At 67.9% G+C, this 26,824-nt stretch carries 23 protein-coding genes; 20 read left to right on the top strand and 3 right to left on the bottom strand.

Going from position 1 to position 26,824, the window contains the following annotated elements; all coding sequences use genetic code 11:
* Positions 1-3: 3 nt before the first annotated feature.
* The 15 genes from murD to sigJ all read left to right on the top strand — a co-directional run bounded on the left by murD (position 4) and on the right by sigJ (position 19,069).
* On the top strand, positions 4-1,560 hold the full coding sequence (murD, locus tag ACVT6V_RS21485; RefSeq protein WP_489896134.1) for a UDP-N-acetylmuramoyl-L-alanine--D-glutamate ligase: 1,557 nt from the start codon (positions 4-6) through the stop codon (positions 1,558-1,560).
* A complete protein-coding gene (gene ftsW, locus ACVT6V_RS21480) occupies positions 1,557-3,344 on the top strand; it encodes a putative lipid II flippase FtsW (protein ID WP_489896133.1) in 1,788 nt (595 codons plus the stop codon). The genes murD and ftsW overlap by 4 nt, the downstream gene beginning before the upstream one ends.
* Positions 3,345-3,409: 65 nt before the next feature.
* Positions 3,410-4,609, top strand: a complete 1,200-nt coding sequence (murG, locus tag ACVT6V_RS21475) for an undecaprenyldiphospho-muramoylpentapeptide beta-N-acetylglucosaminyltransferase (protein ID WP_489896132.1) — start codon at positions 3,410-3,412, stop codon at positions 4,607-4,609.
* Between the two features lie 64 nt (positions 4,610-4,673).
* The gene (gene murC / locus ACVT6V_RS21470; protein ID WP_489896131.1) at positions 4,674-6,299 is read left to right on the top strand and encodes a UDP-N-acetylmuramate--L-alanine ligase; all 1,626 of its coding nucleotides are present in this window, start codon (positions 4,674-4,676) and stop codon (positions 6,297-6,299) included.
* A 53-nt stretch (positions 6,300-6,352) separates the two neighbouring features.
* Complete coding sequence (locus tag ACVT6V_RS21465; protein WP_489900937.1) at positions 6,353-7,003, top strand: cell division protein FtsQ/DivIB; 651 nt, start codon at positions 6,353-6,355, stop codon at positions 7,001-7,003.
* Between the two features lie 217 nt (positions 7,004-7,220).
* Positions 7,221-8,393 (top strand): cell division protein FtsZ, encoded by a 1,173-nt coding sequence (gene ftsZ, locus ACVT6V_RS21460; protein ID WP_489896130.1) that lies wholly within the window; start codon positions 7,221-7,223, stop codon positions 8,391-8,393.
* Positions 8,394-8,401: 8 nt separating this feature from the next.
* Positions 8,402-9,124 carry a peptidoglycan editing factor PgeF gene (pgeF, locus tag ACVT6V_RS21455; RefSeq protein WP_489896129.1) on the top strand — a complete coding sequence of 241 codons (723 nt, stop codon included), beginning with the start codon at positions 8,402-8,404 and terminating at the stop codon, positions 9,122-9,124.
* Positions 9,125-9,130: 6 nt separating this feature from the next.
* Positions 9,131-9,880 (top strand): YggS family pyridoxal phosphate-dependent enzyme, encoded by a 750-nt coding sequence (locus ACVT6V_RS21450; protein ID WP_489896128.1) that lies wholly within the window; start codon positions 9,131-9,133, stop codon positions 9,878-9,880.
* Positions 9,881-9,975: 95 nt separating this feature from the next.
* Positions 9,976-10,698 carry a cell division protein SepF gene (locus ACVT6V_RS21445; RefSeq protein WP_489896127.1) on the top strand — a complete coding sequence of 241 codons (723 nt, stop codon included), beginning with the start codon at positions 9,976-9,978 and terminating at the stop codon, positions 10,696-10,698.
* A 261-nt stretch (positions 10,699-10,959) separates the two neighbouring features.
* Positions 10,960-11,286 carry a YggT family protein gene (locus ACVT6V_RS21440; RefSeq protein WP_489896126.1) on the top strand — a complete coding sequence of 109 codons (327 nt, stop codon included), beginning with the start codon at positions 10,960-10,962 and terminating at the stop codon, positions 11,284-11,286.
* A gap of 312 nt (positions 11,287-11,598) precedes the next feature.
* A complete protein-coding gene (gene wag31 / locus ACVT6V_RS21435) occupies positions 11,599-12,420 on the top strand; it encodes a DivIVA-like cell division protein Wag31 (RefSeq protein WP_489896125.1) in 822 nt (273 codons plus the stop codon).
* 24 nt (positions 12,421-12,444) lie between these two features.
* Complete coding sequence (locus ACVT6V_RS21430; protein ID WP_489896124.1) at positions 12,445-13,269, top strand: hypothetical protein; 825 nt, start codon at positions 12,445-12,447, stop codon at positions 13,267-13,269.
* Positions 13,270-13,632: 363 nt separating this feature from the next.
* On the top strand, positions 13,633-16,887 hold the full coding sequence (gene ileS / locus ACVT6V_RS21425) for an isoleucine--tRNA ligase (RefSeq protein WP_489896123.1): 3,255 nt from the start codon (positions 13,633-13,635) through the stop codon (positions 16,885-16,887).
* A 77-nt stretch (positions 16,888-16,964) separates the two neighbouring features.
* Positions 16,965-18,164 (top strand): NAD(P)/FAD-dependent oxidoreductase, encoded by a 1,200-nt coding sequence (locus ACVT6V_RS21420; RefSeq protein ID WP_489896122.1) that lies wholly within the window; start codon positions 16,965-16,967, stop codon positions 18,162-18,164.
* Complete coding sequence (gene sigJ / locus ACVT6V_RS21415) at positions 18,161-19,069, top strand: RNA polymerase sigma factor SigJ (RefSeq protein ID WP_489896121.1); 909 nt, start codon at positions 18,161-18,163, stop codon at positions 19,067-19,069. The genes ACVT6V_RS21420 and sigJ overlap by 4 nt, the downstream gene beginning before the upstream one ends.
* A 4-nt stretch (positions 19,070-19,073) precedes the next feature.
* On the opposite strand, the gene ACVT6V_RS21410 is transcribed toward sigJ, so the two are convergent.
* The gene (locus ACVT6V_RS21410; RefSeq protein WP_489896120.1) at positions 19,074-19,766 is read right to left on the bottom strand and encodes a TetR/AcrR family transcriptional regulator; all 693 of its coding nucleotides are present in this window, start codon (positions 19,764-19,766) and stop codon (positions 19,074-19,076) included.
* 114 nt (positions 19,767-19,880) lie between these two features.
* Here ACVT6V_RS21410 and ACVT6V_RS21405 point away from each other — a divergent pair, with 114 nt between their 5' ends.
* Together ACVT6V_RS21405 and ACVT6V_RS21400 are read left to right on the top strand one after the other, a co-directional pair.
* On the top strand, positions 19,881-20,330 hold the full coding sequence (locus ACVT6V_RS21405) for a nitroreductase/quinone reductase family protein (protein WP_489896119.1): 450 nt from the start codon (positions 19,881-19,883) through the stop codon (positions 20,328-20,330).
* A gap of 121 nt (positions 20,331-20,451) precedes the next feature.
* Positions 20,452-21,894, top strand: a complete 1,443-nt coding sequence (locus ACVT6V_RS21400; RefSeq protein ID WP_489900935.1) for a DNA polymerase IV — start codon at positions 20,452-20,454, stop codon at positions 21,892-21,894.
* Between the two features lie 455 nt (positions 21,895-22,349).
* Here the strand turns inward: ACVT6V_RS21400 and ACVT6V_RS21395 are convergent, their stop codons facing one another.
* Positions 22,350-23,291: an asparaginase gene (locus ACVT6V_RS21395; protein ID WP_489896118.1), complete on the bottom strand. Its 942-nt coding sequence runs from the start codon at positions 23,289-23,291 to the stop codon at positions 22,350-22,352.
* A 240-nt stretch (positions 23,292-23,531) separates the two neighbouring features.
* Here ACVT6V_RS21395 and ACVT6V_RS21390 point away from each other — a divergent pair, with 240 nt between their 5' ends.
* Entirely contained in the window at positions 23,532-24,080 is a 549-nt protein-coding gene (locus ACVT6V_RS21390; protein WP_489896117.1) for a WKL family lipoprotein, read from the top strand.
* A gap of 164 nt (positions 24,081-24,244) precedes the next feature.
* Here ACVT6V_RS21390 and ACVT6V_RS21385 read toward each other — a convergent pair whose 3' ends face one another.
* Positions 24,245-25,168: a hypothetical protein gene (locus ACVT6V_RS21385; protein ID WP_489896116.1), complete on the bottom strand. Its 924-nt coding sequence runs from the start codon at positions 25,166-25,168 to the stop codon at positions 24,245-24,247.
* A 54-nt stretch (positions 25,169-25,222) separates the two neighbouring features.
* On the opposite strand from ACVT6V_RS21385, the gene lspA reads away from it, so the two are divergent.
* Together lspA and ACVT6V_RS21375 are read left to right on the top strand one after the other, a co-directional pair.
* Positions 25,223-25,897: a signal peptidase II gene (gene lspA, locus ACVT6V_RS21380; RefSeq protein ID WP_489896115.1), complete on the top strand. Its 675-nt coding sequence runs from the start codon at positions 25,223-25,225 to the stop codon at positions 25,895-25,897.
* Positions 25,890-26,816, top strand: a complete 927-nt coding sequence (locus tag ACVT6V_RS21375) for an RluA family pseudouridine synthase (RefSeq protein WP_489896114.1) — start codon at positions 25,890-25,892, stop codon at positions 26,814-26,816. Before lspA ends, ACVT6V_RS21375 begins: the two co-directional genes overlap by 8 nt.
* The last annotated feature ends 8 nt before the right edge of the window (positions 26,817-26,824 follow it).

The following is a 26,824-nucleotide window of genomic DNA, read 5'->3' as shown; positions in this document are numbered from 1 at the left end:
CGTGTGGTCGACGTCGGCGCAGTGGCGGGCGCCGCCGTGCTGGTCGCTGGGGCCGGGACGGCGGGTCGGTCCGCGGCCCGATACCTGGCCGGCGCCGGCGCGCATGTCACCGTGGCCGACACGCGGTTCGACCCCGACCCGCCCGGTGACGACGACCTGGGCAGGGCCGGGATCGACCTGGTCGGGATGGCGGCATTGCTCGACGACGACAGCTGGACGTCGGATACGGCCCTGGTCATCGCATCGCCCGGATTCGCGCCGTCACATCCACTCATGACGTCTGCCATGCACGCCGGAGTGCCGGTGTGGGGTGAGGTGGAACTCGCCTGGCGTCTCGACCGGGCCGGGGTCCTCGGGCCGCCGCGGATCTGGCTGGTCGTCACCGGGACCAACGGCAAGACGACCACGACGTCGATGCTCGCCGAGATCATGGTCGCCGCGGACCGGTCCGTCGCCGCCTGCGGCAACATCGGGCTGCCGGTTCTCGACGCCATGCAGGCCGAACCGCGCGTCGATGTCCTCTGTGCCGAGTTGTCGTCGTTCCAGCTGTACTGGGCTCCGTCGGTGGCGCCGGATGCCGGCGTCGTGCTCAACATCGCCGACGATCATCTCGACTGGCACGGGTCGTTCGACGCCTACGCCGATGCCAAGAAGATCGCGCTGCACGGGCAGATCGGTGTGGTCGGACTCGACGACCGTGTTGCGGCCGGGCTGCCGGTGGCCGGCAGACGCGTCGGATTCACCCTCGGCGAACCGGGGGATGGGGAACTCGGGGTTCGCGACGGCACGCTCGTCGACCGGGCGTTCGGACCCGGTCGTGCGCCCCGGCCGCTCGTGGAATCCTCCGCGATTCACCCGCCCGGTCCGTCGGGCGTCTCGGACGCTCTGGCTGCAGCTGCCTTGGCCCTGGCCGCCGACGTCCCGCCGGAGGCGGTGGCCGCCGGACTGGCCGGTTTCCACCCCGCCGCCCACCGCGGCGAGGTCGTGGCCCGGGTCGACGGCGTGGCCTACGTCGACGATTCGAAGGCGACCAATCCGCACGCGGCGCATGCCGCGATCCTGGGACATCGCCGGGTCGTGCTCGTGGCGGGCGGCCTGTTGAAGGGTGCCGCGGTCGACGAGATGATCCGCGACACACGAGACCGACTCGCCGGAGTGGTGGCGATCGGCCGCGATCGGGAGTTGATCGTCGAGGCGATCTCGCGACACGCCCCAGAAGTCCCAACCGTCACAGTATTCACAGGGGACGATGGGCGCGTGACCGTTCAGCACGCCACCGCGGACCCCGGGGGCCACCTCGTGCCGAATTCTCTCGGCGACCCCACCGGTTCGAGGCGCACAGAATCCGGCGACGACCCGGCCGACGCGGTGATGTACCGCGCAGTCGACGTCGCCGCGCAGCTCGCCCGCATCGCAGAGGACCGGCCGGACACCGTGCTGCTGGCGCCGGCGGCCGCATCGTTGGACATGTTCGCCGGCTACGGCAAGCGGGGCGACGCGTTCGCGGCCGCGGCCCGCGCACTTCCCGGAGCAGAGGTCCCGAGCGGATCATCCCGGTGAGCACCCCGACAGACTCACGCTCGCACGGCGCAGGCAAGCGCCGCGATGCCGAGAAGCCCGATGCCGGCAGGAACACAGCCGCGGATTCCGATGCCCGCGCGAGGTCCGATTCCCGGCGCGCCGGGGCCACGAAGACGTCGGCCGCCGGGGCGGTACCGGGTGGCTCGTGGCCGGCCGCCGTCGTCGAGGCGGTCCGGAATCTGCTCTCGCGACCGCTGGCGTCGTATCACCTGATCCTGACGATCGCCTTCCTGCTGACGGCCTTCGGTCTGGTCATGGTGCTGTCCGCATCGTCGGTCGAGGGCTATTCGAAGGACGGCTCGGCCTACGGGCTCTTCGCCACGCAGGTCATCTTCGCGCTGCTGGGACTCGTCGGTTTCTACGTCATGCTCCGCCTGCCGGTACGGTTGCTCCGGCGCGCCGCCGCACCACTCATCGTGGTGACCACGATCCTGCTGGCCCTGGTGCTGATTCCCGGCATCGGCACGCTGAGCCAGGGTGCGCGACGCTGGTTCGTCGTCGGAGGACTGTCGGTCCAGCCGTCGGAGCTGGTGAAGGTCGCGTTGTGTGTCTGGGGCGCGCACCTGCTCGCGTCGCGGCGCAGGGAGAACGCGTCGCTCAAGGAACTGCTGATCCCGCTGCTGCCGGTGTCTCTGCTCATCTGTCTGCTGATCATCCTCGAACCCAACCTGTCCACCACCATCACCATCGCGATCATTGTCGGTGCACTGCTGTGGTTTGCCGGCCTGCCGGTCAAGGTGTTCCTCACCTTCGCCGGCGCCGGTACCGCGATCGCCGTTCTGCTGGCGCTCGTCGAGGGCTACCGTTCGCAGCGGGTGCTGAGCTTCCTGGGCAGTATCGACGATCCGCAGGGTGCGGGCTATCAGGCACGGCAGGCCACCTATGCCCTCGCCAACGGCGGTGTGTTCGGCGTGGGCCTCGGGCAGAGCCGTGCCAAGTGGAACTATCTGCCGAATGCGCACAACGACTTCATCTTCGCGATCATCGGCGAGGAGCTCGGACTGATCGGTGGCCTGTTGGTGGTGATCCTGTTCGCCATCCTCGCATTCATCGGCTTCCGGATCGCCGCTCGTTCGGTGGATCCGTTCCTGCGGCTCATGACCGCGACTGTCACCGTCCTGATCACCGCGCAGGCCTTCATCAACATCGGCTACGTCATCGGGTTGCTGCCGGTCACCGGCATCCAGCTGCCGCTGCTGTCCGCCGGCGGGACGTCGACGTTGACGGTGCTGGCGATGCTCGGGCTGTTGGCGAACGCCGCGCGGCATGAGCCCGAGGCGGTCGCCGCCCTCGGTGGGGGCGATCAGCGACGTCTTCCTCGCTTGCTGCGTTTGCCCGCGCCGGTGGCGTATCGACCCACCCGCGCCGATGCCCTACGGGACCGTCTCGACGGCCGACGCCCGGACCGTGGACGGTCACCCGCGGGCCGCCGGTCACCCGCGGCGTCGTCGAAGCCGTCGGCGGCGGAGCAGTCCGGCTGGTCGCGGTTGCGCCCACGCCGCCGTGCGCAGGCCACCGCGGTACCCGATCGACGATCCACCCGTCGCGGCCGGGCACCGAGTACGTCGCCCGTGCGAGTCGACTACCGTACGGGGTATTCCGGCACACGAGGTGTCGGGCGTGACGGTCGTCCGGCGGCATCGGGGTCGACCGGCGGCGGTTCGAGTCGCTGGGACAGCGACCGGAAGCCGGGCGGGTACGCCTCACGTGACCCGCGACCGGAATCGGCGCACCGAGGGCGATCCTCGGCGTGGCGGCGCTGACCCGGCCCGGGAGCGCTCGTCCGCGACGCGTCGACGGACACGATGGGAAATGGAGTAGGGCACCGGTGAGTTCTGAGCGAGGCCGATCGCGGTCGGATCGGCCGCTGTCGGTCGTTGTCGCCGGTGGAGGCACCGCCGGTCATATCGAACCGGCCCTCGCGGTGGCAGACGCGGTGAGTCGACTGGACCCGACCGCGCGGGTGACCGCGCTGGGCACCACGCGCGGCCTGGAGACCTCCCTGGTACCCGAACGCGGCTATCAGCTCGAGCTCATCCCGCCGGTGCCGCTTCCGCGCAAACCCGGGATCGAGTTGGCGAAGACGCCCGCACGGCTGATCGGATCCGTCGCCGCCACCAGATCGGTGCTCTCCGCAGTCAATGCAGACGTGGTGGTCGGTTTCGGCGGGTATGTCTCACTTCCGGCCTATCTCGCCGCCCGGCTGCGGGTCCGTGGCCGCAGCCGGTTGCCGATCATCATCCACGAGGCCAATGCGAGTGCGGGGATCGCGAACAAAGTGGGTGCGCGGTTCGCCGATCGGGTGATGGCCGCCGTCGCGGGATCAGGGCTCGAGGCCGAGGTGGTCGGCATCCCGGTTCGTGGTGTGATCACCGAACTGGACCGTCCCGCCCTGCGCGCTAAGGCGCGACACTACTTCGGTCTCGACGAAGAAGCGCCGACCCTGCTCGTCTTCGGTGGCTCCCAGGGAGCGCAACGACTCAATGACGCGGTGGCCGGAGCGGCCGGCGCATTGGGCGACGCCGGGATCGGCGTGCTCCACGCGTTCGGGCCGAAGAACTCGATCGACCCGGTCTCACCCGCCGGTGCGCCGCCGTACCGCGGGGTGGGCTACCTCAAGCGGATGGACCTGGCGTACGCGGCCGCCGACCTCGTCATGTGTCGGTCCGGCGCCATGACGGTGGCCGAGGTGTCGGCCACCGGCCTACCCGCGATCTATGTCCCGCTTCCGCATGGCAACGGTGAGCAGCGGCTCAACGCTCTGCCGGTGGCCGAGGCCGGGGGCGGCGTCATCGTCGACGACGCCGACATCACGATCGACTGGGTGTCCCGCGAGGTCCCGGCGATGCTGACGGACCGGGGTCGTCTGGCCGCGATGTCGACGGCGGCCGCCGGCACCGGGCATCGCGATGCCGCCGATGCGGTGGCGTCGGCGGCTCTCGATCTGGCTGCGCAGCATCGGTCCGGTTTGTATCGCGGTCGGCTTCGCTCCGCGTTTCGCTCGGCCCGATCCGGGCCGCAGCGGTGACAATTGATGTGCACGACGGGCCGATGCCGATCGGCCGGACAGCGATGGCGGCGGAGGTGAGTCGATGAGCGGCGGGCCCGAGGTGAACGGCGGCGGCGGTGTCGCACCGACGGGTGAACTCCCCGCACAGCTGCGTCGCGTGCACATGGTGGGAATCGGTGGTGCGGGGATGAGCGGTCTCGCGCGCATCCTGCTGGCCCGGGGTGGCCAGGTGTCCGGCTCGGATGCGAAGAACAGCCGCGGCATCCTCGCGTTGCGGACCCGTGGCGCGCGCATCCAGGTGGGGCACGACCCGTCGGCGCTCGACCAGCTGCCCGGCGGACCGTCGGTGGTCGTGACGACGCTCGCCGCCATCCCGAAGACGAATCCGGAACTCGTCGCCGCCCGGTCCCGTGGTATCCCCGTGTTGCTGCGACCGCACGTGCTGGCCGAACTGATGGCCGGCTATCGATCCCTGCTCGTGGCAGGCACTCACGGTAAGACGTCGACGACGTCGATCGCGGTTGTCGCCCTGCAACATTGCGGACTCGATCCGTCCTTCGCGGTGGGTGGCGAACTGAACGAGTCGGGAACCAACGCGCATCACGGGAGCGGGCCGATCTTCGTGGCGGAAGCCGACGAGAGCGACGGCTCCCTGCTGGAGTACACCCCGGATGTCGTCGTGGTCACCAACATCGAGGTCGACCACCTGGATTTCTTCGGGACCCGTGAGGCCTACGTCGAGGTGTTCGACTCGTTCGCCGACCGGATCGCGGCCGGCGGGTCGCTGATCGTCTGCCTCGATGACGAGGGAGCCGCGGCCTTCGCCGGGCGATGCGCAGAGCGACTGGCCGCGCGTGGGATATCGATCCTCGGATATGGCGAGGGAGTGCATGCCGACCTCGCACCGTCGGCCATACCGGTGGCGACACTGCTCTCCTGGTCGGCACGTGGCGCCGGGGGAGTTGCCCGGGTCCGGTTCGGCCCTCCGATCGCCGATCCGGCCGTCGAACGCACCATCGAGCTGACCGTGCCGGGAAAACACATGGCCCTCAACGCCATCGGCGCCGCGGTCGCGTGCGTGCGGGCAGGCGGTGAGCTGCCCGGCGTGATCGACGGGGTGTCCGCCTTCAGCGGGGTCCATCGGCGTTTCGAGTTCCGTGGTCGCGCAGGCGGTGTCGACGTCTACGACGACTACGCCCACCATCCCACCGAGGTGCGTGCTGTGCTCACCGCTGCTCGCATGGCGGTCGGCAGCCTCTCCTCGGAGCGGGCACCGGACGGGGATGATCGCCCTGGCCGTGTCATCGCGGTGTTTCAGCCCCACCTGTATTCCCGGACACGCGATTTCGCCGACGACTTCGCCTCGGCGCTCGACCTCGCCGACGAGGTCGTCGTGGCAGATGTCTACGGCGCCCGGGAACAACCGATACCCGGTATCAGTGGTGCGACCATCGCCGATCGGCTCACCAGCCCGGTCACCTTCGAACCCGACCTGTCGGCGTTGGCCGGTACCGTCGCCGCGGTCGCCCGAACCGGTGACCTGGTGCTCACCCTCGGTGCCGGCGACATCACCATGCAGGGACCGGAGATCCTCGACGCGCTCAGGCCCGTGGACGACGCGCCCGCATCGGGCGGGGCGGACAGCCCGGCCACTCGTTCCCCCGCCGCGAGCACGGGAGCGGCGGACCCCGCTGGGCAGCAACCGTGATCGGGAACCGGCGCCACCGATCACGACGGTCCCGACTTCTGTTGGGCACCTTCATGGTCATCGCGGTCGTCGTCGGCCTGGGCCTCATCGCCTACTACTCGCCGCTCATGGCGGTGCGCTCGACGGACGTACAGGCCAACAAGGCCGTCCCCACGGATCAGATCATCGGCGCCGCGCACGTCGCCGATGGCACACCGCTGCTGCAGGTGGACACGCAAGCGGTCGCTCAGCGGATCGCCGCCATCCCATCGATCGAATCGGTGCGTGTGCAGCGCAGCTATCCGTCGGCACTCACCATCACGGTGGTGGAGCGTCAGCCGGTGGTCAAGATCGTCGACGGTCAGAAGATCCATGTGCTGGATCGTTCCGGTGTCGGTTACCTCACCTATGACACCGCGACGGGCGTCCCGCCCGAGATCAACGGCCTGCCGGAGTTCTCCACACCCAACCCGGGGCCCAGCGACCCGACCACGGTGGCCACTCTCGGGGCGGTCGCCGAACTGCCGGAATCGATCTCAGGTCGGCTCACCAAGGTCACGGCGTCCTCGCCGGTCGACATCGAGTTCACCCTCAAGGGAGACAAGACGGTGGTCTGGGGCGACGCCGAGCGCGGAGCCGAGAAGGCCAGAACCCTCGATGCACTGTTGACACGGCCGGCGACAACATACAACGTGTCGAGCCCGGAGTTCCCCGCGCTCAAGTGATCGTCGCGCCGGCCTGCACCTCCTGGACCGGCCCCGATGGCGAAATCCGGCGTCACAGCAGAAAAATCGGCAGGTCAAGTTCGCGACACGCCGCGGCGTTGCTGGCGGGGCGGCCCTTCGATGCCTAGCGTCATCCCCAACATCCAACTACTTGACATAACTCTAAATCTATGGTTCAGGTTTAGGGTTTCGGATATCAAACGAGGAAGGCGGGCACATGACGCCACCGCACAACTACCTGGCCGTGATCAAGGTCGTCGGCATCGGCGGCGGCGGTGTCAATGCCGTCAACCGAATGATCGAACAGGGACTGAAAGGTGTTGAGTTCATTGCGATCAACACCGATGCCCAGGCCCTGTTGATGAGTGACGCCGACGTCAAACTCGACGTCGGTCGGGACTCGACCCGTGGGCTCGGCGCGGGCGCCGACCCCGAGGTGGGTCGGCGTGCCGCCGAGGATGCCCGCGACGAGATCGAGGAACTCCTCAAGGGTGCCGACATGGTGTTCGTGACCGCCGGTGAGGGTGGCGGCACCGGGACCGGCGGCGCGCCGGTCGTCGCATCCATCGCGCGCAAGCTCGGCGCCCTGACCGTCGGTGTGGTGACCCGGCCGTTCTCCTTCGAGGGCAAGCGCCGTGGTGGGCAGGCGGAGGCGGGCATCACCGCGCTGCGCGAATCCTGCGACACCCTCATCGTCATCCCGAACGATCGCCTGCTGCAGCTCGGCGACGCCCAGGTCAGCTTGATGGATGCCTTCCGCAGCGCGGATGAGGTGCTGCTCAACGGTGTTCAGGGAATCACCGACCTGATCACCACTCCGGGCCTGATCAACGTCGACTTCGCCGACGTCAAGGGTGTGATGAGCGACGCCGGCAGTGCGTTGATGGGCATCGGGTCGTCGCGGGGCGAGGAGCGGGCGAGGAAGGCCGCCGAGGCCGCCATCAACTCGCCGCTGCTCGAGGCCTCCATGGAAGGCGCCCGCGGTGTGCTCATCTCGATCGCCGGCGGCAGCGATCTCGGTCTGTTCGAGATCCACAACGCGGCCACTCAGGTCCAGGAGGCCGCGCACGAGGACGCGAACATCATCTTCGGCACCGTGATCGACGACAATCTCGGCGACGAGGTGCGGGTGACCGTCATCGCCGCCGGATTCGACGGTGGCACACCGCGTAAGCGTACCGAGATCCCTGCGGCTGCGGCCGGAAAGTCGGCGGTCACCCCGGGCCAGGCGGGTTCGGTTGCCGCCAAGTCCCAGGACAATGATCCGCTGTTCGGCAAGATGCCGTCCGGCGCAGGCGATCCGTTCGTCGAGGCGCAGGAGCGTCCACGGCGCAACAACGTGACTCTCGACGATGACGACGTCGATGTGCCGTCGTTCATGAAGCGCTGAGTCCGGCCGTGCAGGTACGCCGCGTGGTGACCAGCCGATCCGGCGGCGTATCGGTGGCGCCCTACGACTCGTTCAATCTGGGCGATCACGTAGGGGATGATCCGAAAGCTGTGGCCGACAACCGGACCCGGCTCGCCCAACAGATCGGTCTGCCGCCGGGACGGATCGTCTGGATGGAGCAGATCCACAGTCGCAACGTCACCGTGGTCAGCGAACCTGTCGACGAGCCGGTCCCCGCGACCGACGCTCTGGTCACCACGGAACCCGATCTGGCACTGGCGGTATTGTCCGCCGACTGCGTTCCCGTGCTGCTCTCCGACGACGAGGCCGGTGTGATCGCCGGCGTGCATGCCGGGCGCGTGGGCGCGCGAGTGGGGATCATCGGGGCGACGTTGCGCGAGATGATTCGGCTCGGTGCCCGACCCGAACGCATCGGTGTGTTGCTCGGCCCTGCCGCGTGTGGGTCTCACTATGAGGTACCCCCGTACATGCAACGCGACGTCGAGGAGCATCTACCCGGCAGCGCGTGTGTGACGGAGAAGGGAACCACCGGTCTCGACCTCCGCGCCGGTCTTCGGCGACAGTTGCTCGCGGCCGGTGTTGCCGCGGTGGCCGCGGATCCTCGCTGCACGATCGAGGATCCGGAACTGTTCAGCCATCGTCGAGGTGCGCCGACCGGTCGCCTGGCGTCGTTGATCTGGATCGACTCGCAGGGCGGGGACGGTGAGTGACCGGGCATGATCGGCCGCGGGGACGCCGACGCTCGGCGAAGTGAACTGGCGCAGGGCTACGCTGCGGCTCAGGCCCGGCTCGATGCGGCGATCGCCGTGGCCGGCCGCGCACCCGGCGACGTCGAACTGCTGGTGGTGACGAAGTACTTCCCGGCATCCGATGTCCGGCATCTGATCTCGTTGGGCGCGCGGTCATTCGGCGAGTCCCGCGAGCCGGAGGCCGGACGCAAGGTCGCGGAGCTCCGAGGCGGCGAAGCAGACCTCGGTGGTGCGGTCTTCGACATGATCGGCAGTGTCCAGTCGAAGAAGGCGAAGACCATCGCGGAGTGGGCGCGTACGGTCCACTCGGTCGACCGCGACAAGGTCGTCGACGCGCTCGCGAGGGGCGCGGAGTCCGCTCTCGACCGTGGTGCCCGGGAGTCAGAGCTCGGAATTCTGCTGCAGGTCAGTCTCGATGGCGATCCGCACCGTGGGGGCGCCCTGGTCACCGAGCTGCCGGCCCTCGCCGAACGGGTGCAGGCGGCGCCCGGTCTGTCGCTGCGCGGACTCATGGTGATCGCGCCGCTCGACGGGCCCGCCGAACGATGGATGGCCCGAGCGGCGCAGGTGCAGGCGGAGTTCGTCGTCGATCATCCGGCGGCCCGGGAGTTGTCGGCCGGCATGTCCGGCGACCTGGAATCGGCGGTGGCGCACGGATCGACATGCGTGCGTGTCGGTACCGCGATCATGGGGCCGCGACCGATAGTCTCTCAGTAATCACATTGGTCACATGAGAACCAACGAGCACATAGATCAAATACTGCACCACTCACTGCTCCCCCCGGCAGCGTTGGACAACAGAGAGGCCAGCTATGACCACGATGCAGAAGTTCAAGGCATATTTCGGCATGGTGCCTCCGGGTGACTACGAGGACGACTACCTGGAGGAGCCGGGTGGCCCCGGTCGTGGTGGCCGCGCGTATCGGGACGATTACTACAGTGAACCGGGTTATCGCGAACCGGGCTTCCGTGAGGGGCCGCGTGATGCGGACTACGCCTACGTCGACGACCGGAGATTCCCGCCGGAGTTCGACCAGCAGTCCTTCGTGGGCAATCCTTACAACCCCAACGAGTTCGAGGCCGTGCCGGAGTATGCGTACGCCGGGGGGCGTCACAACGGTGAGCCGGTGGAGCGGATGCGGGCCCACCGCCTCGAGCCGCTGCAGCGGTCGGCGATGCGCAACGCCGGCGTCGTCCGGGCGGGCGGCGGTTCCGATCCGCGTGTCGAGCTCGAGCAAGTCTTCGCGGATGGTCCGTTGCACAAGATCACGACTCTTCGTCCGTCGGACTACGGTGAGGCCCGCACGATCGGGGAGCGTTTCCGGGACGGCAATCCGGTGATCATGGACCTCGTCGACATGAGCAACGACGATGCCAAGCGACTCGTCGACTTCGCCGCCGGCCTCGCATTCGCCTTGCGCGGATCGTTCGACAAGGTGGCGACGAAGGTCTTCCTGCTCTCACCTCCGGACATCGATGTGTCGCCCGAGGATCGTCGGAAGATCGCCGAGACCGGCTTCTACAACCACAGCTGACCCGGTACCGAGAACCACGCACCACCTGACGACACCGCATCTGCTCCCCGCCCACCAGGCCTCGGTGGGCGGGGTGTTGTCGTCCGGCGCCGGGAGCGCAGCGAGCGGGCCGGTTGGGCATGGGCGCCGGGAGCGCAGCGAGCGGGCCGGTTGGGCATGGGCGCCGGGAGCGCAGCGAGCGGGCCGGTTGGGCATGGGCGCCGGGAGCGCAGCGAGCGGGCCGTTTAGGCACAGCTGCGACATTTCAGGCAACCTTGAGGCGTGACGATTCTGTTCCAGGTTCTGTATTACCTGTTGTTCATCTACTGGCTGCTTCTGTTGGCGCGACTCGTCGTCGAGCTCGTTCGCACCTTCGCCCGCGAATGGCGTCCCACGGGGATCGCGGTGGTGATCATCGAGGTCGTGTTCACTGCGACGGATCCGCCGATCCGCGCGCTGCGCCGGGTGTTGCCGCCGATTCCTCTGGGTCCCGTGCGACTCGATCTCTCGCTGATGATCGTGATGATCGTCGTCCTGATCGCCATGCAGGTGGTCAGTTCGCTGAGCCGTAGTTCGGCCGCGGCGCTGGCGATCGCCGGACTCGGCTGACCTGCGCGGATTGCGGGGCCCGTACGGGCTTGCGCGACGCGCCGATTCTCTTTCGTGACCACTTCGTGACCATCGACGTTCGGTGGTCTACCGTTGAGTCATCCTCGAGTGACCGATTGATTGCAGGAGCGCATCGATCTCGTGCTACGAACGGTTCTCGTGTGACAGGATTTGACGCCAGTTACCCAGTGGACTGGTATGAATAAACAGTGACAGCCTGCAGCAAATAGTGTGCAGGCTGGCACTCTGCCAACTGAACATGGCTTGATCCGGCCACCACAACAGTTCGACTGACAAATGAGGGGAACCGACATGCGGCTGACACCAGCTGATGTGCACAACGTCGCGTTCAGCAAACCGCCTATCGGTAAACGCGGCTACAACGAGGATGAAGTCGATCAGTTCCTCGACTTTGTCGAGGCCGAGCTCGCACGGCTCATCGAGGAGAACGGCGACCTGAAACAGCGGGTCGAGGAGCTCGAGGGCGACCTGGCGGAGGCCCGTTCGGGTGCACCCGCCGGTGAGTCGGCCGCGCCGTCGGCCGAGGAGCGGACCCAGGTTTTCGCGGCCGCCCCGGTGGCAGAGACCCCGGCGCCTGCACCGAAGCCGGAGTTCTCCGACGACGACGCCAACGTGCGCGCGGCTCGAGTGCTCGCCCTCGCCCAGGACACCGCGGACCGGCTGACCTCGACCTCGCGCCAAGAGGCTGATTCGCTGGTGAACGACGCACGCTCGCGTGCCGACGCCATGGTGTCCGAGGCGCAGACGAAGGCAGATGCCCTGCTGTCGGACGCCCGTCAGCGGTCCGAGGCGATCCTCGCCGACTCGCAGACCCGTTCGGAGGCCCAGGTCCGCCAGGCGCAGGAGCGCGCCGAGGCCCTTCAGAGCGATGCCGAGCGCAAGCACAGCGAGATCATGGGCACGATCAATCAGCAGCGTACGGTTCTCGAGGGACGAATCGAACAGCTCAAGACGTTCGAACGTGAGTACCGCACCCGTCTGAAGACTTATCTGGAATCCCAGCTCGAGGAGTTGCAGCAGCGCGGTAGCGCCGCACCCGTCGAGGGTGGCCGGGCGGACTCGTTCTCGTCGGATCCCGGCAACGGTGGATTCACAAGCTACTCACCGAGTTAGTCGGCAGACAAGCGGGGAGAACTCGTGCTGACACTGGCCCTGGCGGCAACGCTCGTAGGGTTCGTGTTGCTGGTGCTCGGACTGATCACCGGCACAGTCTGGCTGGCCATCGCGTGCATCGTCATCTGCCTGGTCGGTCTGGGTTTCCTGATCGCGGACATCGTCGGCGCGGGTCGGCGGGGCGGTGACGAGCGTTCGCTCGAAGATTTCGTCGCCACCGACGATGCAGGCGCGGATTCGTCGCCGACCGATGAGTCCGGGTCCGCGGACGGCACGGATCAGCCGCGATCCGGACGGCACGAGCGCGCCCCGGGCCCGGCGACCTGGACTCCGGGCGGTGGGCCACCGGCGCACGCCGATCCGTCCCGCGGCGGCGGCGATCCCGAGGAGTCGTCCTCGCAATCACGTGGCGATCGATCGCGCCCGGGCGCGCCGCCTGCGTTCGGGCCAGAGGGTGGATCAGGGCCGCGACCGGGAGGGGGTCCGCAGATGCTGCCGGGTCCATCCGGCGCCCCCGGTGGTCAGGGTGGACCTCCGCCGCCGCGGGAGGGTACCTACGACGACTACCTCCGGTCGGTGGGTGGTTTCACCGGCGCGCCGCCACGACCCGTTCCACCGAGCGCGGCTCCACCCGGTGCACCGCCGCGGCGGTACGCACCCGAGGGTGAGCGACCTGCTGGGGCTCATCAGCGCAACGGTGGCTCGTCGGCAGAGTCGTTCTCGGCTCAGCGGCCCGAGGACCAGCGACCGGGTGATGACCGCCCCGATGATCGTCGGGACGGCTCGGCAGAACCCCGTACCCAACGGTTCGACCCGTTGGACCCCAACTGGCGACCGCCGCTCGACTGAGCAGCCGGCGAAGCAGCCGTCGTTCGGCGCAGGCTGGTCTCATACAGCGATTGGTCCGGCGGGCCCCGTGGCGGCTACACTCGATGCTGCGTTGATCCGGCCATCACCGGGGAGCACCCGGAAGAACGGGGTCGTCGCGGCAGCACAGCCCGTGCGCGGCCCTCAGTAGAACCGGGCGGGAGCGGCCCGTCACAGCCGTGGGTCCGCGAGGTCGCGGACCGGCGAGAGGCGCCGCGTGATCCTGACGGGATTCCGCGCGACGCAAGCGGGGTGGTACCGCGCAGATCGGGTGGTCGTCGACCACATGATGTGCGTCCCCGTGCCAGAGCAGTTGTTCGCATGCCAGGCACGAGGAGAGCGACCATGACCGACACGGTCAGCACCAACGACCCATCCGGCACCCCGGAATCCAGCAGTTCGCGGGTCTATCCCATCGTCGACATGACCGGCGGTACCGGTCGCGGCGCACCCTCGTTCCCGGATGTCGAAGAGCGCGTCCTCGAGTACTGGGACGCCGACGGTACGTTCGCCGCATCGATCGAGAATCGCGCACAGGCCGAGGAGTTCGTCTTCTACGACGGCCCGCCGTTCGCCAACGGTCTGCCGCACTACGGCCACCTGCTGACCGGCTATGTGAAAGACCTGGTACCGCGGTACCAGACCATGCGCGGCAAGAAGGTCGAGCGTCGGTTCGGTTGGGACACCCATGGTCTGCCCGCCGAGCTCGAGGCCGAGCGTCAGCTCGGGATCACCGACAAGTCGGAGATCGAGAAGATGGGCATGGAGAAGTTCAACGACTTCTGTCGCGACTCCGTGCTGCGCTACACGGGGGAGTGGCGCGACTACGTGACCCGCCAGGCGCGCTGGGTGGACTTCGACAACGACTACAAGACGCTCGATCTCGACTTCATGGAGTCGGTCATGTGGGCGTTCAAGCGACTGTACGACAAGGGCCTGATCTATCAGGGATACCGCGTCCTGCCCTACAGCTGGTACGAGCAGACCCCACTGTCGAATCAGGAATCCAAACTCGACGACGCCTACCGCATGCGGCAGGACCCTGCGGTCACCGTGCGGATGCCCCTCACCGTTCCCGACGGTCCGCTCCGCGAGCTCGACGGTGTGAACGCGGTCATCTGGACCACGACGCCGTGGACGTTGCCGTCGAACCTCGCGATAGCCGTGCATCCCGACACCGAGTACGTGCATGTCAGGGCGGGCGACGGGCAGGAGTATCTGCTCGCGAAGGCGCTGCTGGGCAGTTACGCAAAGGAACTCGGCGCGGCGGACGGCGATCACACCGGGCCCGCGGAGCTGGGGACCTACCGGGGAGCAGATCTCGAGGGGCTGTCGTACACACCTCCGTTCGACTTCTTCGCCGGCCATCCGAACGCGCATCGTGTACTGCTCGGCGACTATGTCACCACCGACAGCGGTACCGGGATCGTCCACCTCGCTCCCGCCTTCGGTGAGGAGGACATGGAACTTTCGACCGCCAACGGCATCGAGGTCGTTCAGCCGCTGGATCCGGGCGGCCGGTTCACCTCCCAGGTGCCGCCATATGAGGGCCTGATGGTCTTCGACGCCAACCCGGTGATCATCAAGGACCTCAAGGCGGCCGGCAAGATCGTCCGCCACGACACCATCGAGCACTCGTACCCGCACTCGTGGCGATCGGGTAAACCCTTGATCTACATGGCCGTTCCATCGTGGTTCGTCGCGGTCACCCCGATCAAGGAGCGCATGCTCGAGCTCAACAAGCAGATCACCTGGTCACCCGAGCACATCCGCGAGGGCCAGTTCGGCAAGTGGCTCGAGGGTGCACGGGACTGGAACATCAGCCGAAACCGCTTCTGGGGCGCACCCATCCCGGTGTGGATCTCCGATGACCCGGACTACCCCCGGATCGATGTCTACGGCTCGCTCGACGACCTCGAGCGCGACTTCGGCGTGCGACCGGACAATCTGCATCGGCCCTATATCGACGACCTCACCCGGCCGAATCCCGATGACCCGACCGGGAAGTCGACGATGCGTCGCGTCCCCGAGGTGTTCGATTGCTGGTTCGAGTCCGGCTCCATGCCGTTCGCGCAGGTGCATTACCCGTTCGAGAACTCCGACTGGTTCGACGGAAACGAGTCGAAGGCCGAATTGCCGCACAATCCGGGCGATTTCATCGTCGAGTACAACGGTCAGACCCGTGGGTGGTTCTACAACCTGCACGTACTGGCGACGGCGCTCTTCGACCGACCGGCGTTCAAGAGTGTGATCGCTCATGGCATCGTCCTGGGCGACGACGGCCAGAAGATGTCGAAATCCAAGCGCAACTACCCGGACGTCAACGAGGTCTTCGACCGTGACGGATCGGATGCGATGCGGTGGTTCCTGATGGCGTCGCCGGTGCTGCGCGGCGGCAACCTGGTGGTCACCGAGCGCGGCATCCGGGAGGGTGTGCGTCAGGCGCTGCTGCCGCTGTGGAATGCCTACAGCTTCCTGCAGCTCTACGCCGAGCGGCCCGCGACCTGGCGAACCGATTCGACCCACGTGCTCGACCGCTACATCCTGGCCAAGCTCGCCGCCACCCGCGAGACGATGACCGACGCGTTGGATGTCTACGACATCGCCGGTGCATGTGAGTCGTTCCGCGAGTTCGTCGAGTCGTTGACCAACTGGTATGTCCGTCGGTCGCGTGCCCGTTTCTGGGCAGGCCAGGACGAGGACCCGGACGCGTTCGACACCTTGTACACGGTGCTGGAGGTGGCCAGCAGACTGGCGGCCCCACTCCTGCCGTTGGCGACCGAGTCGATCTGGCGTGGCCTGACCGGCGGTCGTTCGGTGCATCTGACCGACTGGCCGTCCGCCGACGAGCTCCCATCCGACGCCGATCTCGTCGCCGCGATGGACGAGGTCCAGGAGGTCTGCTCGGTCGCCTCGAGCGTGCGCAAGGCGAACCAACTGCGGGTGCGACTGCCGTTGCCGGGACTCACGGTCGCATCGCCGACGGCCGAGCGGCTGACGCCGTACCAGGATCTGATCGCCGACGAGATGAACGTGAAGTCGGTGACGCTGTCGACCGACGCGGACGCCTATGGTCGCCACGAGATCGCGGTCAACGCCCGCGCCGCCGGGCCGCGGTTGGGCAAGGACGTCCAGCGCGCCATCAAGGCGGTGAAGTCGGGCAACTGGTCGGTCCAGACCGGCACCGACGGCGGGGAGGTCGTCGTCGCCGACGGCATCGAACTGCAGGACGGGGAGTACACGCGGCGTCTTGTTGCCGAGGAACCCGACTCGACCGCCGAGCTGCCCGGCGGACGCGGGCTGGTGGTGCTCGACATCCGTGTCACCGAGGAACTCGAGGCCGAGGGATGGGCCAAGGACCGCATCCGCGAACTGCAGGACGCGCGCCGCAGCCTCGGTCTCGAGGTCTCGGACCGGATCGAGGTTCGATTCGTGGTGCCCGACGCGCGGCTCGACTGGGCCACCCGGCACGCCGAGATGATCGCCGGCGAGGTCCTGGCCGTGCGCTTCGACGTCATGACCAGCGGCGACCCCGGAGCTGTCGAGCTCGGGGACGGCGTGACGGCCGACATCGCGAAGGTGGCGGGACGACCGCACTGATGTGATCTGCGTCACCGCGTGTCACGTTCGGTGGGTTCATGGTGTCTCAGGGTTGTCCACCTTCGAGAGGAGCAACCATGAACACCTCACAGTCTCAGACCTCGCGCCGTGCACAGATCGTGATCCTGGGCGGCGGCTACGCCGGGACGATGGCCGCCAACCGGCTGTCGACGGCTGACGCGGATGTGGTGCTGGTGAATCCACGGCCGCAGTTCGTCCACCGCATCCGACTGCACCAGTGGATCGCCGGGACCGGCACCGCCGAGCAGGAATTCGAGCGAGTCATCGGTGCGGATGTGCGGCTGGTCGTGGACAGCGCCACGCGGATCGATGTCGCGGCCGGCCGGGTGGAACTGGCCTCGGGCGAGGCACTCGGCTATGACCACCTCGTCTATGCGGTGGGCTCGACGGCCACGCCCGCCGACGCGATCCCGGGCCTGGCCGAGAACGGCTTTCCGCTCGGCGAATGGGAAGCGGCGCAACGACTCCGCGAGCATCTGATCGCCTCCGGCCCCGACTCGACGACGACCGTGGTCGGCGGCGGGCTCACGGGCATCGAGATGGCGGCCGAACTCGCGGAGACGGGTCTGGCCGTACGGCTCGTCTGTCGCGGCGTTCTCGCCCCGTCGTTCGGGGACCGGGCTCGCCGATCGGTGCGGCGGCGGTTGGCGAAGCTGGGCGTGGAGATCGTGGAAGACCATCGCGTCGAGGCCGTCGGACCCGATACCGTGACCGTCGTGGGAGCCGACACCCGGGAGATCCTGCCCAGCACGACGACCATCGTCGCCGCGGGCTTCCGGGTGCCCGATCTGGCTGTATCGAGCGGCCTCACCACCGACGGGATCGGCCGGCTGATCACCGACGAAACACTGACCAGCGTCGACGATCCGCGGATCGTCGGGGCCGGTGATTCGGTGGCACCGTCGGGTGCGCCGTATCGGATGAGTTGCCAGGCGGCCAACCAATTGGGGCCCAACGCCGCCGACACGGTTCTGGCGCATCTGTCCGGCGCGCAGGCGACGGCGTCGCAGACGATCTTCGTCGGACAGTGCACGTCACTCGGTCGCCACGGCGCGGTGATTCAGCCGACCAGGAAAGACGACGCCCCGGTTCAGTTCGCGATCAGCGGACGGACCGCCACGTTCATCAAGGAAATGGTGTGCCGCAGCGTGATCTGGGGATTGCGGTTGGAGGCCCGTCGGCCCGGTGTCACGCCGTCGTTCTCGAGACATCCACGCGTGGTGGCCGCGCAACTGCCCGCCGAGGTGGCCGGATGATCTCGGTGCCCGACGCTGACGAACATGCTGCTCGGTTCACCGAGCTGCGGCCGCTGCTGTTCACGGTGGCCTATGAGATCCTCGGGTCGGCCACCGACGCCGACGACGTACTGCAGGAGAGCTATCTGCGGTGGGCGGACGTCGATCTCGACACGGTGACCGACAGCAGGTCCTACCTCGCCAAGGTGGTGACCCGGCAGGCCCTGAACATGCTGCGCGCGTCCTCACGACGCCGTGAGGAATACGTCGGACCATGGCTCCCCGAACCGATCCTCCTGGACGAACGCGACGCATCCGAGGATGTCGTGTTGGCGGAGTCGGTGTCCACGGCGATGTTGGTGGTGCTGGAGAGCCTGACCCCGGACGAACGCGTCGTGTTCGTCCTGCGCGAGGTGTTCGCGTTCTCCCACGACGAGATCGCCGACATGGTCGGTAGATCCGCGACGGCCGTGCGTCAGATGTCGCACCGGGCCCGAGCCCACGTCCACGCGCGCCGTCACCGGTTCCAGCCGGTCGACGCCGCGCGGACGGCGGAGGTGACGGCTGTGTTCATGGCCGCCGCCGAATCGGGGGACATCGAGGAACTCATGTCGATCTTGTCGCCGGACGTGGAGTTCACAGCGGACAGCGACGGGAAGGCCAGCGCGGTCCGCAAACCGGTTCGTGGGGCGTTGGCGGTGGCTCGGCTCATGGCCGGCTTCTCCCGCGTCGGATCTCGGCTCGACGATTTCCGCGTCGAGCCGGCGATCTTCAACAGCCTCCCCGGCATGCGTGTCTTTTTCGATGGTGAGCTCCAGGGCGTCTTCGTGCTCGATGTCGTCGACGGTGTCATCGGCAACATCTATGCGACCCGAAACCCGGAGAAGCTGACCGGGATCGGCACCGAGCGGCCGATCGCGCGGTAGCGGCTCAGGCCCGAACCGCTGCGAGTGCCCGGTCGACCAAGGCGACGAACAGGGTTTCGGGATCCTCGAAGGTGTCCGGGCCGTACTGTCCGAAAACCTCGAGGCTGATCGCACCGACCGTGGTGGACCAGAGTGATGTCGCGGCGAGGAGTCCGGCGTCGGAGAGGTCGGCGCCGAACTCCTCGCGGATCTTGGCGAGGTCGCCGCTCAGTTCATCGGGGGCGGCGGTCGGGTCGACGGAGACCAGACCCGCGGACTCCGCGCGCGCGAACTCGGCGATGAGCATCGCGACGACTCGTGTGCCGGGTTCGACGGTCGCTTCCGCGGGAGCGGCATAGCCGGGCACCGGGCTGCCGCAGAGCAGTGCCCAGCGCGACGGGTCGTCGACGGCCCAGGTGCGCAACGCGCGGGTGGCGGCGCGCAGGCGATCGCGGTGCCGATCGGTTGCGATGTCCGACAGTGCCTTCTCGACGACGTCGGCGAGGTCGGAGTAGGCCTCGACCAGCAGAATCGTCAACAGGTCGTCCCGGCTCGGGACGTACCGGTAGACCGCAGACGACACCACCCCGAGGTCGCGTGCGATCGCTCGCAACGACAATCCGGCCGCGCCCTGCGTGCGCAGATGTTCGCGTCCGAGTCGTCGGATCTCCGATTCCATCGCCGCCCGGTTGGCTTTTCGTGTCGTTCCTCCGGTCATGTCACCAGTCTGCCACAAAACGAGAGCACTGCTCTTGTATTTGTCGCCGACGCGGTGCATACTCGATTTCGAGAGCAGTGCTCTCGAAACGTCGGAACTCAGAAAGGACACATCATGAACGCAGCGCACACGCACTACCGCGGACCTCAGGGAATGGACAATGTCTTCAACGGCGTGGTGCGGTGGCTCGTCGATCGCGGTATCAATCTGGCCGGAGCGCAGACCTTGACGGTCACCGGTCGGGTCAGTGGGAATCCGCAGACAGTGCCGGTCAACCCGATGACGTACGAGGGTCGCGAGTATCTCGTCGCTCCCCGCGGCACCACGCAGTGGGTGCGAAACGTGCGGGTGAACAATGCCGGAGAGCTACGCCGGGGACGGCGTCGGCGCGCGATCACCCTGGTCGAGGTGCCCGCTGCCGATCGCGCACCGATGATCCGGGCCTACCTCGACAAGTGGGGCTGGGAGGTCAAGCGCTTCCTGCCGGAGGGGATGAGTGGTGATCCCGACGACGCAGCGATCGCCGCGCACGTCGACGCTCTGCCGGTGTTCGAGATCCGCTGAAGTCACGGTGGCCGTCCTCCTGCCCGGCCGCGGCCCGAACTACGATGCGGGAGTGGTGACCGCCGTTCCGTCCTCGTCCGGCTCCGCCGGTGCGGATGCCGAACGGAGCGGACGGTGGGTGATGCACCTCGACATGGATGCATTCTTTGCGTCGGTGGAGCAGCTCACGCGGCCCACTCTGCGAGGCCGACCGGTGCTGGTCGGCGGAACCGGCGGTCGTGGTGTGGTGGCCGGGGCCAGCTACGCGGCGCGCGCCTACGGGGCCCGCTCGGCCATGCCGATGCATCAGGCGCGGCGACTGATCGGTGCAGGTGCCGTCGTACTGCCGCCGCGCGGATCGGTCTATCGGGTGGTGAGCGCCAGGATTTTCGGTCTGGTTAGGGACGCGATCCCGGTCATCGAGATGCTCTCGTTCGACGAGGCGTTCGGAGAGCCGGAAGAGCTGGCCGGTGCGACGGTCGAGGATGTCACGGCGTTCGCCGAACGGCTCCGCGCGCAGATCCGGGACACGGTGGGCATCTCCGCGTCGGTGGGGTTCGGGAGCGGCAAACAGATCGCCAAGATCGCGTCCGGACTCGCCAAACCCGATGGGGTGATGGCGATTCCACCAAGTCGTGAACTCGCTTTCCTCCATGCGCTACCGGTGCGCAAGTTGTGGGGAATCGGTCCGGTGTCCGGGGACAAGCTCCACCGATTGGGGATCGAGACGATCGGCGACTTCGCGGAGCTGTCGGACCTCGAGGTCGTCTCGGTGCTCGGCGCCACTGTCGGTCCCGCACTGCACCGCCTCGCGCAAGGGATTGATGACCGTCCGGTGACCGAGCGGGCATCGGCCAAGCAGATCAGCGCCGAGTCGACCTTCCCGCGCGATCTGGTGGAACTCGACGAACTGCGGCCGGCGATCGAGTCCGCCGCCGAGGGTGCCCATCGGCGACTGCTGTCGGACGGGCGTGGGGCCCGGACGGTGGTGCTCAAACTCAAGCGGTCGGACATGTCCGTGCTGACCCGGTCGACGACGTTGGCGGCGGCGACGACGGAGCTGTCCGTCCTCACCTCGGCCGCCCAGCGTCTCGCACTCGATCCGCGGAGCATCGGGCCGATCCGTCTGGTGGGCGTCGGCTACTCGGGTCTGACTGCTGTGCAGCAGTTCTCGCTGTTCGGTGACCTGGATGAGGGAGAGTCGGCCATGGCCGTCATCGATGACGATGCGTTCGAGGCCGGATTCGTGGCGGCAGGACCGGTGGAATCGGTGCCGGGTGAAGCGGCGGATGGTGCTGCTGCCGAGCATGATTCCGAGGTCGACGCGGGTGCCCGCTGGGAAACCGGCAGCGATGTCGTGCATCCTGACCATGGTCATGGATGGGTACAGGGGAGCGGGCACGGTGTGGTGACCGTGCGATTCGAGACGCGGGCCACAGGACCGGGCCGGGCGATGACCTTTCCGGCCGAGGATCCGCGGCTCCAGCGGGCCGATCCGCTGGACAGTCTGGCGTGGCCGGGGGTCAATACTGTTGCGCAGGAAGTGGATGTCGAACAGCAGGCGCGAGAGACGCGAGCGGAGTGAGGCGCCGATCGGACAGTCACGAAAGGGTTGCCCTTCGTGACGCGTCCTCGCAGGCTCCTCGTGGGCGTGGGCGTGGGCGTGGGCGTGGGCGTGGGCGTGGGCGTGGGCGTGGGCGTGGGCGTGGGCGTGGGCGTGACGCTTGCAAGTGTGCTTCTCAAAACCCCGATCCCTGAGGAGGTTCGGAGCGATAGCGGAGGACCGTCACGAAGGGTCGCCCTTCGTGACGCATCCTCGCAGGCTCGGAGGCTCCTCAGGGGGCGTGTGGTGGCGTCCGCAGGCTCGGAGGCTCCTCAGGGGGCGTGTGGTGGCGTTCGCAGGCTCGGAGGCTCCTCAGGGGGCGTGTGGTGGCGTTCGCAGGCTCGGAGGCTCGTCGGGGGGCGTGTGGTGAGGTTCGCAGGCTCGCAGGCTCGTCGGGGGGCGTGGGGTGAGGCTCGCGAGCCGGTACAGGCCCGTGGCTACCCGCGGTGAGGATCGCTCGCGCGGAAGAACTCTCGGACGTCGTCGGGGGAGGCGCCGGTGGAGAGGAGCGCCAGCAAAGCGATCCGTGCCTGGGGTGCGCGTAGCCAACGCGACACGATGGCACCGGCGCGTTCCAGGTCGACGGCCCCGCCACCGCCGCCATAGGTGGGGACGACCGGTCCGTAGGGGACACGGGTGGTCACCACGACGACGACCCCCTCCCGGACTGCGGCGTTGACCTCGGCGGTGATATCCGGGTGCGTATTCCCGGAACCCTTGCCGGCCAATACGATTCCGGACGCTCGCTGGTCTACCGCCGCCGCGATGAGGCCTGGTGACACCCCGGGGTACAGGCTGAACGCGTCGACACGCACACGTGCGGTCCGCGCTCCGGTGACACCAACCGTCAGTCGTGGAAGCGCATCGTGGATGTTGTCGAACGCGGCCAGATCGGTGGTCGACGCCTTGAAGATGCCTCGGGCTGAACGGATCTCACCGCCCATCGCGACGAGGACACCGCGACCGACGCTCTCGGGCAACGTGATCGCGCCCACCGCTGCCGCGATGTTTGCGGGACCGTCCGAGGACGGGGCGTCGGACGGGAGCTGGGCGCCCGTGAACACCACCGGACGGTCGTCGGTGTGGAAGAGATCCACCAGATACGACGTCTCCTCGAGAGTGTCGGTGCCGTGGGTCACCACCACGCCTGCGACGGTCGGGTCGTCGAGGGCTGCGACGACCGCGTCCACGATCGTGAATTGATCGGCAACGGTCATCGCCGAGCTGTCCACCGACATGAGGTCGACGCTCACGATGTCGGCATCCGGCGTGTCCGGCAGCAGATCGCGCGCCGCAAGGGCAGGCACCGCGCCGTCGGAGGTGGTCTGCGCCGCGATGGTGCCGCCGGTGGTGATCAGGACGATGCGCGTGGCCGTCATGGAGTCCAAGGTTAGGGGGTCGCAGATCTGACATCGGGATTCTCGGGAACCTGGGTGCGCCGTCGAGCGTTGGGCCTCCGACGTGCGACTTCCCGTCCCGAATGTTGGGCGCGGCGCCGTCGATTTGGCATAGTGGTGGAAGTTTTGGCGGCCCCGAGGGGGGTATGTCGGCCAGAAACTGCCAGGATCTGCGGGAAAGAGACCGCCCGCGGACCGGACGAACGACAGTAAGGGAGATCGGTGAAGTTTCCGAAGATCGTGACCGCCGTGTTGATCGCGGGGTCGGTGGCAGCATCGGTGGCCGCCTGCGGCAGCGATGACAACGACGTCCCATCCGTGCCGACGGTGTCGTCGGCGGCGACCTCGGCCTCGTCGGGTGAGGGTGGCGGGGTGACCGACCCGAACACGCGGCCCTCGGTGGCGACGCTGAATCAGATGCTGGAACAGGCGCTCGACCCGAACGTGCCGAACACCGAGAAGACCGATCTGGTCGAGGGTTCCTCGGCAGACCCGGCCATCTTCGACGAGCTGGTCAAGGCCAAGCAGGACAATCCGGACGTCACCTACGAGATCTATCCTCCGGTCATTCCGGCCGGACCCAACAAGGCGACGGTGAAGGTGCAGGTCAAGCTGCCCGACAACCCGCCGACCAAGCTCGATGCGAGCATCGTCTACACGGACGGACGGTGGAAGCTCTCACGCGACACCGTGTGCCCGCTCATCACCGCGAACAACGTGAAGACGCCGATGTGCACGACTGCGGCGTCGAGTTCGCAGGCACCCAACTGATCTGAGATCACCGACTGATCATCACGATCAGCGACCCTCGGGCCGACGGCATGAGTTCCGACTCACGCCGTCGGCCCGAGTCGTCTGGGCCGGGTCGTGCCGGCCGGTCTGTCGGGCAGGCTCCTGGGGACGTCTGGTCACTCGGCGCACGCTAAGTCGTCCGGTCACCGCCACGCGACGGACAGGCCGGTCTGCTGCAACAGCGGCTGCGCAGGATCGGAGCCGACGAGTTCACGCGCCCCGGTCATCGTGATGGTGCCGGACTCCGGGAGCGCACGCCCGACATCGAGCGTGATCTGGCCGGTCCCGGCATTGGAGAACCGAGAGATCGTCAGGGTGCGGTCGGACCCGGGGATCATGAACACCGAATTCACCGGGGTCTCCTCGACCGTGACGTCGAGCGTCATCGCGTCGCCCGACCAGCTGCGCAGCGTCGCCTCGATGTGCTGGGTCACGGTCACCGCCGCGCTGATCGTGCGTTCCACCCGCCAGCGCGCGCCCGACCCGATCGGCTCGGTCGGCACCGGCACCGACAGCTGCAGGGACTGCAGCAACGACTGCTCGATGGCCAGTCGTGCTTCTGGGCCCTCATCCTCCGCGGGCACCAGGCGCAGGGAGATCGGGGTCGAACCCGGCCCGATCGCGAGCCCGGCCGACGACCCCTCCGCAGGACGCAACTGGTCCGCGAGGGTCGAGTCGGGCGAGGTGACGGTCCCCAACGTCATCTCCAGGTCAGTGGGGTCGGTGCACCCGAACAGTGCTCGCAGCGGCATCTCGACGGTCTGGGCCTGGCTGTCGGTGGCCGAGGCCACTGACGATGTCGTCACGAGCGTCACCGATTGTGGACTGCTGCGGTCGGGCTCGGCGACGGCGACACGTTTGTCCCCGGTCCCGGCGTCGACGACGGTCACCGTGGCCGGCGGGATCGACAGCAGGTTCACACCGTCTCGACCCGAGGTCGAGTCGTTCGTACAGCCTGCCGACTGCGTCGCGGCGTGGCCGCTGTCGGTCTGATTGTCGGAACCACAGCCGGTGAGGCCGATGAGCAGAGCCGCCGCGGCAGCGAGACGGGCGAGACGGGGGTACACGGCAGCCAGGGTATTGGAGGCCTCGTGGATGATGATGGGGTGGATGATGGAGTCATGAGTCAATCGACACCCGGGCCGGTCGACGGGGGTGAGCCGGCGGGCGTCGATGCCACGTCCCCCGCGGACGGCGACGCTTCCGCGCCACGGGGTGGGCATCACTCGGCGCCGAGGGATCGTCGGAACCTCCGGGTGGTGTGGACGTTGCTGGCCATCGCCGCCACCGTCATCGGCCTCGATGTGCTGACCAAGACGTTGGCCGTGGCCCATCTCGACCCTGCCGAACCGGTGCACATCGCCGGAGACTTCGTGACGCTGCGGCTGGTCCGAAACAGCGGCGCCGCCTTCTCGATGGCGTCCGGTTACACCTGGGTGCTGACCATCGTGGCGTTGTGTGTGGTGATCGGCATCGTGCGCTACAGCAGTCGGCTGCGTTCGGCTTGGTGGATCGTCGGACTCGGTTTGGTGCTCGGCGGTGCCATGGGCAATCTCGCGGACCGCATCTTCCGGTCACCCGGAGTGTTGCGTGGGCACGTCGTCGACTTCGTGTCAGTCGGCTGGTGGCCGGTGTTCAACGTCGCCGACTCGGCGGTCGTGTGTGGTGCCGTCCTCTTGGTCGCCCTGTCCCTGTTGGGCTTCGAGTACGACGGCTCCCGCACCGGCTGGGCGGCCCATCGCGCCGAACGCGGCCACGCGGATCGATCGACCGCGGGGGAGGACGCCGATGCGTGAGTCGCGCTCCATGCCCGTCCCCGACGGGCTCGACGGGATGCGACTCGACGCCGGGGTGGCGCGCATCCTAGGGCTGTCCCGGACCGTGGCCGCCACACTCGCCGAGGACGGCGACGTCACCGTCGACGGCGTCGCGGTCGGCAAGTCGCACAAGTTGGCGGCCGGAAGCTGGCTCGACGTCACGCTGCCCGAACCCGCCGAGCCGCTGCGCATCGAACCGACCCCGGTCGAGGGCATGGAGATCATCTACCACGACTCGGACATCATCGTGGTGGACAAACCGATCGGCGTCGCGGCGCACCCGTCGCAGGGCTGGACCGGTCCGACGGTGGTCGGAGCGCTCGACGCGGCGGGCTACCGGATCGCGACGTCGGGTGCCCAGGAGCGTCAGGGAATCGTCTCCCGCCTGGACGTCGGCACCTCGGGGGTGATGGTCGTGGCGGTGTCCGAGCGCGCGTATTCGCTACTCAAACGTGCATTCAAGGAGCGTGAGGTCGACAAGGGCTATCACGCGCTGGTGCAGGGGCATCTCGATCCGCCGGAGGGCACGATCGATGCGCCCATCGGCCGCCACCGGGGCAGCGACTGGAAGTTCGCGGTAACGGCGAACGGGAAGCCGTCGGTGACCCACTACGACACACTGGAGATGTTCGCGTCGGCGTCGCTGCTCGACATCCACCTCGAGACCGGCCGAACCCACCAGATCCGCGTGCACTTCTCCGCACTGCATCATCCGTGCTGCGGCGACCTCACCTACGGCGCCGATCCCGTCCTGGCCAAGCGGCTCGGGCTGGACCGGCAGTGGTTGCACGCACGGTCGCTGTCGTTTGCGCATCCCGCGGATGGACGGCAGGTCACCTTCACCAGCCCGTATCCGGCGGACCTGCAGCAGGCTCTGGACCGGTTGCGCGACGCCTGACGGTGTGC

The sequence above is a fragment of the Gordonia sp. LMA167 genome (assembly GCF_058130025.1).
Note: the sequence above shows the minus strand (reverse complement) of the source record. Positions and strands in the feature narration are given on the sequence as shown.

Excerpts from the sequence above, each read along its gene's own strand:
- murC (WP_489896131.1), top strand. The coding sequence starts at position 4,674 with ATGAGCGGCGGGCCCGAGGTGAACGGCGGCGGCGGTGTCGCACCGACG.
- ACVT6V_RS21465 (WP_489900937.1), top strand. The coding sequence starts at position 6,353 with ATGGTCATCGCGGTCGTCGTCGGCCTGGGCCTCATCGCCTACTACTCG.
- ftsZ (WP_489896130.1), top strand. The coding sequence starts at position 7,221 with ATGACGCCACCGCACAACTACCTGGCCGTGATCAAGGTCGTCGGCATC.
- ACVT6V_RS21450 (WP_489896128.1), top strand. The coding sequence starts at position 9,131 with ATGATCGGCCGCGGGGACGCCGACGCTCGGCGAAGTGAACTGGCGCAG.
- ACVT6V_RS21445 (WP_489896127.1), top strand. The coding sequence starts at position 9,976 with ATGACCACGATGCAGAAGTTCAAGGCATATTTCGGCATGGTGCCTCCG.
- wag31 (WP_489896125.1), top strand. The coding sequence starts at position 11,599 with ATGCGGCTGACACCAGCTGATGTGCACAACGTCGCGTTCAGCAAACCG.
- ileS (WP_489896123.1), top strand. The coding sequence starts at position 13,633 with ATGACCGACACGGTCAGCACCAACGACCCATCCGGCACCCCGGAATCC.
- ACVT6V_RS21420 (WP_489896122.1), top strand. The coding sequence starts at position 16,965 with ATGAACACCTCACAGTCTCAGACCTCGCGCCGTGCACAGATCGTGATC.
- sigJ (WP_489896121.1), top strand. The coding sequence starts at position 18,161 with ATGATCTCGGTGCCCGACGCTGACGAACATGCTGCTCGGTTCACCGAG.
- ACVT6V_RS21410 (WP_489896120.1), bottom strand. The coding sequence starts at position 19,766 with ATGACCGGAGGAACGACACGAAAAGCCAACCGGGCGGCGATGGAATCG.
- ACVT6V_RS21405 (WP_489896119.1), top strand. The coding sequence starts at position 19,881 with ATGAACGCAGCGCACACGCACTACCGCGGACCTCAGGGAATGGACAAT.
- ACVT6V_RS21400 (WP_489900935.1), top strand. The coding sequence starts at position 20,452 with ATGCACCTCGACATGGATGCATTCTTTGCGTCGGTGGAGCAGCTCACG.
- ACVT6V_RS21395 (WP_489896118.1), bottom strand. The coding sequence starts at position 23,291 with ATGACGGCCACGCGCATCGTCCTGATCACCACCGGCGGCACCATCGCG.
- lspA (WP_489896115.1), top strand. The coding sequence starts at position 25,223 with ATGAGTCAATCGACACCCGGGCCGGTCGACGGGGGTGAGCCGGCGGGC.
- ACVT6V_RS21375 (WP_489896114.1), top strand. The coding sequence starts at position 25,890 with ATGCGTGAGTCGCGCTCCATGCCCGTCCCCGACGGGCTCGACGGGATG.